Source organism: Bartonella vaga (genome assembly GCF_037070895.1).
In the GTDB taxonomy this organism is placed as follows: Bacteria; Pseudomonadota; Alphaproteobacteria; order Rhizobiales; family Rhizobiaceae; genus Bartonella.
Window position 1 is genome coordinate 84951 of record NZ_JAYMZK010000002.1, and the last position, 13276, is coordinate 98226.

Consider the following 13276-nt stretch of genomic DNA (forward strand, 5'->3'; position numbering starts at 1 on the left):
CTACCAGCTCTTATCGTTTTGATTTGCACCATAAAATATATTAATAAGTTCCCTCGATGCATCTGCAGTGCGTGGACCAAATCCTAAAAGATACATCGCATCCATTTGCTTAATTGCATGATTTTTTGCTGCGTTTGTTGCTTGAATTGCTGGTATAGCTAAAGTCTTTTCAAGGTTAGTTGATTTTCCGCTATGCTTTACAAGCAAAATAACATCAGGATTTAATTTCAATAATGCTTCGCTATTTAGAGGCTTATACCCTTTGTAATCTGTAACGGCATTGATGCCACCTGAAAGTTTTATCATACCATCTGCCGCTGTTCCTGTGCCAGATGCCATAACGCGCCCATTTTGTATCGATAAAATGAAAAGGACACGCTTTGGTTTTTTTACCTGTGCCAAAAGTGCATCATTGTCTACAAAATCACGGCTTACTTTTTTAATTAATGCAGCTGCTTGAGCTTCACGACGCATTGCTTTTCCAACGAGACGAATTTTTTCTATAACACTTTCACGAGAGTAGTTTTCTGGAATGATCACTATAGGGATTGATGTTTTTTTGAGAATGTCAATTGTTGAAGGAGGACCGCTTCCTTCAACGAGTAATATGCCTTCTGGAGCAAGTGATAAAACACCTTCAGGTGAAAGAGTACGCATATAGCCAAGTACAGGAAGTTTAAGCGCCTCTTTTGGATAAACACTTGTACTGTCGCGGGCGATAAGTCGATCTTGAGCTCCTAATGCATAAATGATTTCTGTAAGAGATCCGCCAATGGAGACAATACGTGCATTCTCAGAAAAACGTGTTGTAGGCTCAGCAACTACTTGTTGAGAAAAATAGGAAAAATAAAGCAGTATAAAAACAAGAAAAAGGCTCACTAATCTACGCAAAAAAAGTATAAGCATGTTCAAGTTTACCTTTCTAAGCGACTACTATTTCCGGATATGAGGGGAGGTTATGCAATAAGGATTGCCAATCTTCACATTGTTTTTGGCCTTCTTTTCGCATACCAAAAAATTGAGTAATCATTTCACCGTTTTTATCGAAAACTTCAAGTGAACTGACATAACCACTTTTGGTAGGTTTGCGAACACACCACACGCTATGAATGCCGGAAGTAAGTAAATGCAGGTTAAACTTCTTATCGAGAACATTAAGCCAAGATCCCGTGTTCTTAATGTTTCTTACTTTTCCACTGAAAATTTGGATACACCCTCTGTTACCAACGAAGCACATAATCGGTACTTTTTGTTGTGCAACTTGGTTAAGCATCGTTTCAATGGCTTCCACCTTTAATTTGTTGGCAAATTCATTGCCAGCATATTTTATAGCATCATGTCGATTAATTTTAAATTCAAAAATAATTTCATGAAGTTGGTGTACATCAGTCATTTTCCGCCAACGGCTCCGGAATCGTTTAACATCCAACTTTGTAGTATCGTATTGAGTTGGGACAGAAGCAGGACAGATATCAAGGACAGATGATTGATCTTCATGAAGCAACTTTTCGACAAGTTTACTCCACTCTTCCATATTTGTCGTATCTCTGGAATAGATTTTAAAGATGGAAACGCCATATTTATCAAAGAATTGTAGGCTTTTCGTAGATTTTCCAAGAACAATCATATCATATTCAAAACAAAACTTCCATCGTTCTGGAAAAATACGCAAGTCAATCTCACCAAGTGTTAAATAGACACGTTGGTTTTGAATAACCTTTTCAAAATGCGCTGTCATTTCATGAACCGCGAGTTCATTGCGTGTCACCACCATAACTGTTCCAAGTTTAGGAGCACTTTCTAGGAGAAGAGCAACATTAGCTTGTAATCTTCTTGCCTTTCCAATTATACAATAAGTAGCAATAAATTCTGCCTCAGATATACCAATTGAAGCAACAAAGTCGCGATTTTGCATATCTTTTTTTTCTTCACGCAGATTAATAATCATCTCAGCTGTATATGACATAGATATTTCCTATGTTATTTTGAGAGTTGACTTTTCAAATTTTACAATTTCAAACCTAACACAATAGGTAAAACCCACCACCACATAAATCCCTATTATCAACAGCAGAAAAACCAAAACCTATGAATCAAAAACAGTTAAAGCTTTTTTAATCCTCTGTGATTTCAAAAAAATGAGAAAATAAATACGATAGTTTATCCTTTTACCGATACAATTTCATATGGATTTAATAGTCAACAAAAGTGATTAAAATTTTTGCAAAAACGACACTTTAAAGTTACGTCCAGGCTGGCTATAATAGTCCTTTGGTGTTGTACTCTTACCGGAAGGAAGATCTGATACATTCCAATATTTTTCATTAAAAAGATTATAAACCCCAGCTCTTATAACAGGTCCGTTTTCACCAAATGGCTTCCACCAACCTGATACATCAACAGTGTTATATCCTGGAATTTTTTGGTAGTCAGATTCTTCAGCAACTTTGTCACGTTTTGCTGCAACAGTAAGTACAACATCTGTTCCCCAAGTATTGCTAGCATATCCTAATCCGATAACCGCTTTTAAAGCTGGAATTGAGTTCAGATACTCATTTTTGTCAAGATCTTTTCCTTGCGAATAGACAAGGGAAAAGTCGCTATGAAAACCATTCTTAATAATCCAATGCGCTTTTGTTTCAACGCCCAAAATCCTTACACGCGAACGATTTTCGTAGTGCCGACGAGAAAACCTAAATTCTTCTGACGGCCCCTTATCTATGGTATCTATAAAATTTTTATATTGATTGACAAAGGCACCGAAAGAACCTCCGAAATTTACATTTCCATATCGTATACCGATATCATACCCATTACTTGTTTCTGACTGAAGATCGGGATTTCCTTTTACATAATAAAGAGAAGGCTTAGTGTAAGATAGGTAAAGCTCTGAAACTCGTGGTGCACGAAAAGCCTGAGCCCACTGAGCATAGAGTGTTACTTGATTACGAACATCCCACTCCACTCGCAATTTAGGAGAAAAATTTGAATCACTTTTTTCTGAAGGATATCCGTCAGATCCCAATGCTTTTTCATAAGAGTCTGTTTTCTGAGGAGTGTGTTTATACCAATCATAACGCCCTCCAGGTGTCACACGAAAACGGTTATTAGCGAAACCAATTTCATCTTCAAAAGTAAGACCAAAATTGTAGCTATTCGTATCCGGTGTTTCTGATCGATTAGCAGGTAAATAAGCACATCCTTGTGCATTTTCTTTCAAATGACAATTATCCCTCCCTAACATATAATGATGGAATTTAGATGACAAAATATTAGTAGCGAGCTTTAATGTATGGCTTACTGCACCAATATTCATCTTTTTAAGGGCATGTGCATTGAAACCATAATTAGTATCACGTACCACATTATCTCTTAAATAATCCCCTTCTGGAGCTCGAATACGAAATCCATTCATAATATTATTATTGGATTGCCTTTGCCAATAAAGCTGCCCAAGAAACGCATCAAAAAGTGCATCTTCATTACCGCTATAGTTGTAAGAGAGGGAAAGACGTTCACGACGTTTATTGTCCTGATCGTAAACGGAACCAGGGGCGTATCTTGTGGATGCATTCAATGAATGTGTGTTTGTGTCATAACCAAAACGCTCTGCTGTAAAACCAAACCGATGGTTATCATTAACATATTGATGAATTTTAAAAAGCAAATTATTTTGGTCAAAATGGGCGGGGTTTTTACGTGTACGCTGTTGATAACCGTCTACGGTTCCCATATTTTTGCGCTCATTTCCTTCTATATAAGACCCTTGGAATAGTAAGAGTGTTTTGTAACTACGTACAGCAAAAGCTTGACTTACACGCCAACTATTATCAACAGAGTGATAACCACTTTTTATAAAACTACCCCAATTCTTTTCTTCAGTAATAAGATCTTCAGGATTAAGGGTGGATAAAGCAACGACTCCTCCTAGAGCACCAGATCCATAAAGACTAGAATCCGATCCTTGCACAATATCAAACGTAGAAAGTGCCCCAAAATCAAACGTTGTATTTCCACTATTTCCCCGTACTATATCTGAAAACCACGGCAAAACAATGCCATCTATCTTTGTGAGAATACGGTCTGAATCTAAACCGCGCAACACAAAACTGTTATTGCTTGTGTTATAAGTTATAGACGCATCAAGACGACTAACATCATGGGCATCGCTTATTTGTTTTTCACTAATATCTCTCGCGGTCTTACGATTGGTTAGAACAGTTATAAAACTTGAAGCATCTTCTGTTTTTTTTTCTTTAATTACAATTGGTTTGAGCTCAGTTACAGCTTCCCTAGCGTTGTTCTGCGCAAAAACAAATGAAGGTATGCAGACAGATAATGCACTTAAAATTATGCAGCTTTTATGGATATTCTCTCGTCTTATTTGCATAACAGACCATAACCTTTTTCTCTTAAATAATATCCCCTCTCTGACTTGAAATTTTATATACAAAAACGCTCAATTTACCAATTGCAAATTAGCCAACAAAGCAAAAGTGATTTGACTTCAATAAAACATCACGGGTAAACCATATTAAACATGATAAAATCAGTCAAGGAAAAAGTTGCAATTTCAAAATAGCCTGTTTAATGAAGTTGAACACCAATATTAAGCTCAAAATAGTGGCGGAAAAAACTATGAATTTTGTATATACGAGGCAGTTATTAACTCTTTGGATTGGTGCGTTTATTTGCTCTTTCTCTTTGCATGTGGCATTGGGAGCACGGTTTTATTTTTACAGTACCGGTGTAAGTAACGGTATGTCATCAACTGCCATTATGCTGACTTTTGCGCAAGAGCAAGAGACTGTGTCTCCGGTTGTAGACACAGATTTACAGGATCTTGGTACAGATCTGTCGAATGTTAGCACAGAATTAGAAAAATCGCAGCTTGGTCTTTTAGAACATAAATCAGAGGTATTGGAGCCAGTGGGTGAAGTGCAACCGGAAGAGCTTCAGCATACTGCAGAAAAAGATGATTTGGAAATTATCAAATCTTTAGAAAAACTTCCTCCTCAAAAAATGACACATAAAGCGCCAGATAGACAACCGATATCAATGCCAAAAGCCGTAATAAAGAGATCCACTGTAAATGCAGTACGTTCGTCTACTATCAGTCAAGGTGGTGATACAGCAGAAGTTAAGGATGCGTTATTAGTAGAATGGTTATCAAAGGTACAGGCGCAATTAGAAATGCAAAAAAAATATGTTGTGAGACAACGTATCAGTCGTGCAAAAGGAACGGTGAAGCTAGAATTCAGAGTGCATGAGCATGGGGATATTTTTTCTAGCCGTGTTGTAGTCTCGGCTGGTGATGCAGAACTTGATCGACTAGCTATGTCGGCACTTCAACGTGTGGGTTCGTTTCCACCACCACCACCATCACAAATAAACAAAGTTATCAGAATATCATTGATATTTAGCTAATTTTAATGGATTTTTTGTAAGTTTCCATCTACCTTATGTTTATGATTTCTGAGATGTTGTAGTTTATAAAAAGTGAACTCTTTTGGGACAGAACTGAATTATGCTATTTTTTATTTGCCAGAAAGAAGGTCGGCTTTTATGTCTATTTTTCCAGTGAGTCTTGCTTTATAAATTCCATAATTCTCCATAACACGCATCACATAATTGCGTGTTTCTGTATAGGGTATGCGTTCAATCCAGTCGATAACTTGATTAAGAGATTGCTTTCGAGGATCTCCATAACGTTCTATCCATTCATTAACGCGCCGGGGACCTGCGTTGTAACTAATAAGGGTCAGTATATAGGAGCCGTTAAAACGTTTTAATTGTTCGCTTAGAAAATAGGCACCTAATGTAGCGTTATAACTGGCATCACTGCTGAATTTTTTTGGCGACCATGCGATTAAATGTTTTTTTGCAAGTGCTTTTGCTGTCGTAGGAAGTAATTGGAGTATCCCTTGTGCACCTGCTTTTGATCTTGCTGTTGGGTTAAATTCGCTTTCTTGGCGTGCAATGGCGTAGATGAGTGCTTTTTTTGTTACAGGAATATCAACAGAGGATGGTATAGCACCGAGTGGGTAGGGAAGTGCACCAACAGTTTTTCCTTGGAAAACAGCAGTTTTTCCGATTTTTAGGCTTGTGTAATAGTCACCATTTTTTTCGGCCATAACTGCCAGAAGAGCTAATTCACCGGGGCTTTCTATTTTTTTTCCTAATTCTCTATAAAAAACTTTAGCAAAGCTAGCATATCCAGCTGATTCAAGGCGTTGAATTGCTTGAATTGCTTTTCGTGCACTAAAACGTTGTCGCTCAGCAGTCGTTGGTTTTGGAAAGGAGACTTTGAGTTTTTTTTGGTTAAGCCGTGAAGCTGCTAATTGACCATAATAAGTGGAGATAAAATGAGCTGCACGATGAAAATAATTCTGAGCATTCTTATATTCACCTAGAGTTTCTGCTGTTCTTCCCATCCAATAGTATCCACGTGATGCAGAAATAGGTACGGAAGATAGTCTAGGAATACGCGAAAAATGCTGCATTGCTAATCTAGGATCATGCAGGAATCGTAGCGCATACCATCCTGCATGAAATTCAGCATCGACTGCCAATAAAGGTGTCATACCAGTATGTGTAGCAACGAGTTGATAAGCAATTTTAGGTTTGTTTAAATCGAGCATTTCGCGAGAAAGAGCGCGTTTTTCTTTCCACAAGGTATGAGGGTTCATGAGCTTTAATACATCCCTCGGTGTTTTCATTATGAGGGCTGCAGCTGCACTATATTGCCCAGTTCGTCGAAGGTGACGAATTCGAGCAAATTGTAAGAGAGGATTTTTTTGCCATGATCGCTCTACAGCTTGTAATTTTTGCGTGGCTCTAGGATCATTTTTTTCAACGGCAATAAAAGCATTAAAAAGAGATTGAGCATTGGCTAATTTTGCAACGCGCTCGGCTGAATCAAAGTGATGTGTATAAAGCATAAATTGCATACGTTTCAAATGATCAAAGGGTGTTAATACAGCACTTGCATTTTTAAGAATAAGCTCTTCTTCTTGTACATTGAGTTTTTCTTTATGCCACCATGGTGCAATAATTTGTCGAGCACGAGCTGTTTGTCCAGTTGCAATAAGTGCTTTAGCGAATACGGCCATACCTTGTGCTGTTAAAGGTGGATGATGAACGAATTTTTGGAGGATTGCATGTGTAGAATTAGTTTCATTGATAAAAGCACGTTCAGCATTGCGTTGCATAGTGCTTATCCCTGGCCATCCTTTTAGCTCGTTGATTGCATTAAATATTTCAGATATAGGTGTCTTTGTATTGCCAGATATACCGATCGCCCATGTTAAAATGTGGTGATCAAGGCTATTCTTTTCCATTGAATTCCTAAGGTTGATTGTGCTTGCTATATTATTGTTTGTGAGTGCATCCAGCCCAGCTTTGAGTTTTTTTATTGAAGGAGTTTCATGGTTTGTGATGTGAGTCTGTTTAAGAGGTTTTTTAGATTCTTTTTTGGTAACAAAGAGGGTGGGGCGAGCCAAAGGGATTGGTGCTTTCCCACTGAAAAGTGGTGTTTGTGCACATGCACTTGAAAATAAAATTGTTTTTACCAGTATAAGTGCGGTAAAGGTTTGTAAAAAAAGTGGGAGAGGAAGTGCACGCATAGATAAAAAACCTGAGACCTTGTTTGGGAAATCCTCAAAAATTTTTAAAATAGAAGCGTGAAAAACGAGTTAATGTAAGCTGATACTTTAAAGAGATATTCAGAATTGAAGGCAATACATGTTAAAACCTGTGAAAGCTATTGTGAAATTCACCTTGCTTCAACGATAGAGCAAGCCTATGCTCTGTTGTTGATAATTTATAAAGGCCATTTAAAGAGTAAAGAGAATATTACAGGGAGTTTATTATGCTCAAGGGAGCTGTAACCGCGCTTATCACCCCCTTTGATGATAGGGGTGCTATTGATGAGAAAGCATTTTGCAATTTTGTTGAGTGGCAGATTACGCAGGGTATTAACGGTGTAAGTCCTGTTGGGACAACGGGTGAATCACCAACTTTAAGCCATGAAGAGCACAAGAGAGTTATAGAATTGTGTGTTGGGCAGGTTGCTAAGCGTGTTCCCGTTGTTGCTGGAGCAGGATCAAATAGTACAAGTGAAGCCGTAGAGCTTGCGCAACATGCGGAAAAGGCAGGCGCAGACGCAGTCTTGGTTGTTACTCCCTATTATAATAGACCCAATCAATCTGGTATATACACACATTTTTCTTCCATTGCGAGAGCTATTTCTATACCTATTATAATTTATAATATTCCTGGTCGTTCTGTTATCGATATGGCTGTGGAAACTATGAGAGACCTTTTAAAGGACTTCAAAAATATCATTGGTATTAAAGATGCAACGAGCAAAGTTGAGCGTGTTAGTGAGCAACGTGAAAAGTGTGGCAAGGACTTTATGCAGCTTTCTGGTGATGATTCCACAGCATTAGGTTTTAATGCACATGGAGGTGTAGGGTGTATTTCGGTTTCGTCTAATGTTGCTCCGAAACTTTGTTCTGAGCTTCATGCTGCTTGTTTAGGTGGTGATTACAAGACAGCACTAGAATTAAACGATCGTTTGATGCCTCTTAATCGTGCAGTATTTATTGAGCCTAGCCCCGCTGGTATTAAGTATGCTGCTGCAAAATTAGGGCTTTGTTGCGATATTGTTCGCTCACCAATTGTTCCACTAGCGGATAGCACAAAGAATATTATTGATGCAGCTCTGCGCCATGCCGGTTTGCTTAAAGAATAAAATGGTATAATGTAACTATGCACAAAAAAAAGAACGCGCCAGTACGAAAAATAATTGCTGACAATCGTAAAGCTCGTTTTAATTATGAAATTCTCGATAATTGTGAAGTTGGTCTTGTACTTCAGGGAGCTGAAGTGAAGTCTTTGCGTTCTAATCATGCAAATATTGCTGAAAGTTATGCCAGCTTTGAAAATGGGGAATTGTGGCTGGTGAACAGCTATATTCCTGAATATACGCAGGCTAATCGCTTTAATCATGAGCCACGTCGTTTGCGTAAGTTATTAATTTCAAAACGTGAAATGGTACGTTTTTTTAAGGCGATTTCTCGTGAAGGAATGACGCTTGTTCCTCTTAAGCTTTACTTTAATGAAAAAGGACGTGCGAAGTTGGAACTTGCTTTGGCCCGTGGAAAAAAGCTTCATGATAAGCGAGAAACCGAAAAAAAGCGCGATTGGGGGCGCGAAAAAGCAAGGCTTTTAAAAAAACATGGATGACAGAATCATTTTGTATATCGGGATAGTGCATGTCAGGAGATTTCAGTGTTGATCAAGATATGCTTTTACTGCTTCAAAAATTTTGTGAAACATAGTGTTCGTTAAACGGCCAGTATTGGTATTGTAGCGTGAACAGTGATAGCTTGAAAAAATGCGCAATCTTCCGATGTTGTTTATTGTGCCATGTTTAAAAGGATGGTCTGAAATTTTTGCATTGAGAGCACGTATAGTTGAATGATGCGCAATAGTACCAAGAGTAATAACAGCTTTAAGTTTTGGAAGGTTTTTAAAAAGAGGTGAAAAGAAATATCTGCAAGTGTTAATCTCTGTACCAGTAGGTTTATTTTCAGGCGGAACACAACGAACTGAGTTAACAATTGCTGCGTCAATTAATTCAAGGTTGTCGTTTGCTTTTTCTTCAAAGGTGCCTTGAGCAAAACCAAAATCCTTTAAAGTGGAATAGAGCAAGTGTCCAGCGTAATCACCAGTAAAAGGGCGTCCAGTTCGATTCGCTCCACGTAATCCAGGAGCAAGACCAACAATGAGAAGGCGTGTTGTAGCTGCGCCTCTATAAGGAAAGAATGGGCGGACAGGTGCATTATGCCAGCTTGGCTCCTTCATGCGCCAATCAGAGAGAAACTTGTGGAGGCGTGGGCATAAATTGCAATCTTTCGGTGGTTCTGGGCAAGGTGATGTTAATTGGCTATTCATGGGTAGTAGGTACTAATAATTTTTATAAAAATTCTTTGAGTTATTTATGGGGTATATGACGGATTATGTCTTTTAAAACAATTAAAACAATCATGATAAATACAATTACGTTATTGAACAACATAATTTAACTTAAAATTATTATGATTATTTTTGAGAAAGCAACAATTCCTCAGTTATTTGTTTGATGAATAGAAGAGCCATAAATACGACGTTTAATAGGATAAAGTCTTTAATGGTGTGCATTTAACCAATGTGAATGGTTAGGATAATTTAAAAGGATGAATTTTCTGATTAGAGAGCGATTTTATCAGGTGAATGTATTTTTTGTTTGAATACGGTACTCTTGGAAACTTTTATTTTATAGTGGTATTGATAACTTATTTGAATAGATTATGTACTTGGTTATAAAGCTTCCAAGAGTTTTTTAATAAGCCTCTTTGAGTAAAAAATATTTAAAGCTTGCATTGTTTTTCTTGTGTTTTATTTTGTTTATTGTATACACTTTATCTTCGCTATGAAGTTTTTAATCTTTAAGAAAGAGGCATAAATGGCCCGCGTAACAGTGGAAGATTGTATTGATAAAGTAGATAACCGCTTTGAGTTGGTGCTTTTAGCTGGGCATCGGGCGCGCCAGATTTCACAGGGTGCGCAGATCACTGTTGATCGTGATAATGATAAAAATCCAGTTGTCGCTTTGCGTGAAATAGCAGAAGAGACGTTATCACCTGCTGACTTGAAAGAAGATCTTATTCATTCGCTGCAAAAGCATGTGGAGGTTGATGAGCCAGAAATGGCAAATGAGCTTATTTCTCACTCAGGTGCATCTGAAAATGTTTTTGGAGATTCATCTGGAGAAGAGGGTGCATCATTCAATGATATGTCAGAAGAAGAGCTTTTAGCAGGTATTGAAGGTTTGGTTGTTCCGGAGAAGAGTGACGATTATTAATTGTTGCGGTTTATATTACGGGAGAAAATACACGTTGTCATGCACTAATAGTTATTTTTCTTATCTTTTATTGATGCAACATTCCTGTTCAATAAGGGGTAAGTTATAACAAAGATAAAGGATATGCTCGTATGATGCGTCAGTGTGAGCTTGTTTGGCGTGTTCAACGTTACAAGTCTGACGTGGATGAGGCTCTATTAAATAAAGCCTACAATTATGCAATGCAAAAGCATGGTCATCAAAAGCGTGCTTCAGGTGATCTTTATTTTTCTCATCCTTTAGAAGTAGCTGCTATTTTAACTGATATGCGGTTAGATGAAGCAACAATTGCCGTTGCTCTTTTGCACGATACCATTGAAGATACAAGCGCTACACGAGCCGAAATTGATCAACTTTTCGGATTTGAAATTGGTAAGTTGGTTGAAGGGCTCACGAAGCTTAATAAGCTTGATCTTGTATCGAAGAAGGCAGTACAGGCAGAGAATCTTCGTAAACTTCTTATCGCTATTTCTGATGATGTCAGAGTTCTTTTGGTTAAACTTGCTGATCGTCTTCATAATATGCGTACACTTGGTGTTATGCGCGATGATAAGCGTCGGCGAATTGCTGAAGAGACAATGGATATTTATGCGCCGCTTGCGGGTCGTATGGGTATGCAGGATATGCGCGAGGAATTAGAAGATCTTTCTTTCTTTTATTTAAATCCAGAAGGTTATCGTACGATTACTAATCGGCTTGCTGAATTATCAAAGCGCAACCGTGACTTGCTTTCTAGGATTGAAAATGAGCTGACAAAACTTTTTTTCGAACATGGCATTAAAGCAGATGTTAAAAGCCGTCAGAAAAAACCTTATTCGGTCTTTCGTAAAATGGAAAGTAAGGCATTATCTTTTGAGCAGTTATCTGATATTTTTGGATTTCGTGTTATTGTTGAAACAGTGAATGATTGTTATCGGGCTCTTGGGGTGATCCATACTACGTGGCCAATGGTACCTGGGCGTTTTAAAGATTATATTTCTATACCAAAACAAAATGATTACCGCTCCATTCATTCAACAATTGTAGGCCCTTCGAGGCAGCGGGTTGAATTACAAATTAGAACTGCTGCTATGGATGAAGTTGCTGAATATGGTGTTGCTGCGCATTCCATTTATAGAGATCACGGTTCCAATTATTCAACTTCAAAGTTATCAAGTGAAACCAATGCTTATGCATGGTTACGTCAAACGATTCAATCTTTGTCAGATGGAGATAACCCAGAAGAGTTTTTAGAACATACAAAGCTTGAACTTTTTCAAGATCAAGTTTTTTGTTTTACTCCGAAAGGTCGATTAATTGCTTTTCCAAAAGGCGCTACTCCCATTGATTTTGCTTATGCAGTTCACACAGATATTGGTGATTCTTGCGTGGGTGTAAAAATTAATGGTCGTATTATGCCTTTAATGACAAAATTAAAAAATGGTGATGAAGTTGATATTATACGTTCACAAGCTCAAATTCCTTCAGCGGCGTGGGAATTTCTTGTTGTAACAGGTAAAGCGCGTTCAGCTATTCGTCGAGCAAGCCGCGCGCTGGTACGTAAGCAATATTCTGGATTGGGGTATCGAATACTTGAGCGCTCGTTTGAATATATGGGAAAACAATTTTCAAAAGATGTTCTTAAGCAAGTTTTACCACGTTTGGCACGCAAAGATGTGGAAGATGTATTAGCTGCTGTTGGGCGTGGTGAATTACTTTCAGCTGATGTGATTAAAGCGGTGTATCCTGATTATCAAGATCACCGCGTAGTACAAAAGTCGTCTTTTAAGACCAAAGAAGAAGGTTGGTTTAATATTGAAAATGCTCAAGGTATGATTTTTAAAGTTCCAGAAAATGAAAAAGATTCAACTGCAGAGAAGCGTCAATCAAAAGCATTGCCCATTAGGGGAACCCGTGGAGATATCCCTGTACGGTTTTCTCCTGAAGGCGCAGTTCCTGGGGATCGGATTGTTGGCATTATGCAGCCGGGGGCAGGGATAGTTATTTATCCGATACAGTCTTCGGCTCTGATGGCATATGATGATCAGCCAGAGAGATGGATTGATGTTCGCTGGGATATCGATGCCCAAATGAGTGAACGTTTTCCTGCTCGGATTAATATTTTGGTTGTTAATAGCCCTGGCTCTTTGGCTGAAATTACGCAGGTTATTTCTGCAAATGATGCCAATATACAAAATTTGTCTTTTGTTCGGACAGCACCGGATTTCACAGAAATTATGATTGATTTGGAAGTTTGGGATTTAAAGCATCTGAATCGTATTTTTTCTCAGTTAAAAGAGGCTGGTTCAGTTAGTACAGTACGCCGGGTTCATGGATAAAAAAAGAGGT

10 protein-coding genes are annotated in these 13276 nt (G+C 38.1%); 5 read left to right on the forward strand and 5 right to left on the reverse strand.

Annotated elements, in window-relative coordinates; genetic code table 11:
- The 3 genes from WCP76_RS02305 to WCP76_RS02315 form a co-directional block, all read right to left on the reverse strand.
- Positions 1 to 906, reverse strand: coding sequence for a heme/hemin ABC transporter substrate-binding protein (locus WCP76_RS02305; protein ID WP_336294086.1), 906 nt, complete (start codon positions 904 to 906; stop codon positions 1 to 3).
- Between the two features lie 16 nt (positions 907 to 922).
- Entirely contained in the window at positions 923 to 1966 is a 1044-nt protein-coding gene (locus WCP76_RS02310) for a hemin-degrading factor (RefSeq protein WP_336294087.1), read from the reverse strand.
- A gap of 246 nt (positions 1967 to 2212) precedes the next feature.
- The gene (locus WCP76_RS02315) at positions 2213 to 4390 is read right to left on the reverse strand and encodes a TonB-dependent hemoglobin/transferrin/lactoferrin family receptor (protein ID WP_336294088.1); all 2178 of its coding nucleotides are present in this window, start codon (positions 4388 to 4390) and stop codon (positions 2213 to 2215) included.
- 248 nt (positions 4391 to 4638) lie between these two features.
- Between WCP76_RS02315 and WCP76_RS02320 the strand changes: the two genes are divergently transcribed.
- Complete coding sequence (locus WCP76_RS02320; protein ID WP_336294089.1) at positions 4639 to 5427, forward strand: energy transducer TonB family protein; 789 nt, start codon at positions 4639 to 4641, stop codon at positions 5425 to 5427.
- A gap of 110 nt (positions 5428 to 5537) precedes the next feature.
- Here WCP76_RS02320 and WCP76_RS02325 read toward each other — a convergent pair whose 3' ends face one another.
- Positions 5538 to 7625, reverse strand: coding sequence for a lytic transglycosylase domain-containing protein (locus tag WCP76_RS02325; RefSeq protein WP_336294090.1), 2088 nt, complete (start codon positions 7623 to 7625; stop codon positions 5538 to 5540).
- A gap of 245 nt (positions 7626 to 7870) precedes the next feature.
- On the opposite strand from WCP76_RS02325, the gene dapA reads away from it, so the two are divergent.
- Both dapA and smpB read left to right on the forward strand, forming a co-directional pair.
- Complete coding sequence (gene dapA / locus WCP76_RS02330; RefSeq protein ID WP_336294091.1) at positions 7871 to 8755, forward strand: 4-hydroxy-tetrahydrodipicolinate synthase; 885 nt, start codon at positions 7871 to 7873, stop codon at positions 8753 to 8755.
- A gap of 17 nt (positions 8756 to 8772) precedes the next feature.
- Entirely contained in the window at positions 8773 to 9249 is a 477-nt protein-coding gene (gene smpB, locus WCP76_RS02335) for an SsrA-binding protein SmpB (protein WP_336294092.1), read from the forward strand.
- 42 nt (positions 9250 to 9291) lie between these two features.
- Here the strand turns inward: smpB and WCP76_RS02340 are convergent, their stop codons facing one another.
- Entirely contained in the window at positions 9292 to 9960 is a 669-nt protein-coding gene (locus WCP76_RS02340; RefSeq protein WP_336294093.1) for a uracil-DNA glycosylase, read from the reverse strand.
- Between the two features lie 550 nt (positions 9961 to 10510).
- On the opposite strand from WCP76_RS02340, the gene rpoZ reads away from it, so the two are divergent.
- On the forward strand, positions 10511 to 10909 hold the full coding sequence (gene rpoZ / locus WCP76_RS02345; protein WP_336294094.1) for a DNA-directed RNA polymerase subunit omega: 399 nt from the start codon (positions 10511 to 10513) through the stop codon (positions 10907 to 10909).
- A gap of 131 nt (positions 10910 to 11040) precedes the next feature.
- A complete protein-coding gene (locus tag WCP76_RS02350) occupies positions 11041 to 13266 on the forward strand; it encodes a RelA/SpoT family protein (RefSeq protein WP_336294095.1) in 2226 nt (741 codons plus the stop codon).
- Positions 13267 to 13276 lie beyond the last annotated feature (10 nt).

Bases quoted from the DNA above. Each gene is read 5' to 3' on its own strand.
- WCP76_RS02350 (WP_336294095.1), top strand. From the start codon at position 11,041: ATGATGCGTCAGTGTGAGCTTGTTTGGCGTGTTCAACGTTACAAGTCT.
- dapA (WP_336294091.1), top strand. From the start codon at position 7,871: ATGCTCAAGGGAGCTGTAACCGCGCTTATCACCCCCTTTGATGATAGG.
- WCP76_RS02305 (WP_336294086.1), bottom strand. From the start codon at position 906: ATGCTTATACTTTTTTTGCGTAGATTAGTGAGCCTTTTTCTTGTTTTT.
- rpoZ (WP_336294094.1), top strand. From the start codon at position 10,511: ATGGCCCGCGTAACAGTGGAAGATTGTATTGATAAAGTAGATAACCGC.
- smpB (WP_336294092.1), top strand. From the start codon at position 8,773: ATGCACAAAAAAAAGAACGCGCCAGTACGAAAAATAATTGCTGACAAT.
- WCP76_RS02315 (WP_336294088.1), bottom strand. From the start codon at position 4,390: ATGCAAATAAGACGAGAGAATATCCATAAAAGCTGCATAATTTTAAGT.
- WCP76_RS02340 (WP_336294093.1), bottom strand. From the start codon at position 9,960: ATGAATAGCCAATTAACATCACCTTGCCCAGAACCACCGAAAGATTGC.
- WCP76_RS02310 (WP_336294087.1), bottom strand. From the start codon at position 1,966: ATGTCATATACAGCTGAGATGATTATTAATCTGCGTGAAGAAAAAAAA.
- WCP76_RS02320 (WP_336294089.1), top strand. From the start codon at position 4,639: ATGAATTTTGTATATACGAGGCAGTTATTAACTCTTTGGATTGGTGCG.
- WCP76_RS02325 (WP_336294090.1), bottom strand. From the start codon at position 7,625: ATGCGTGCACTTCCTCTCCCACTTTTTTTACAAACCTTTACCGCACTT.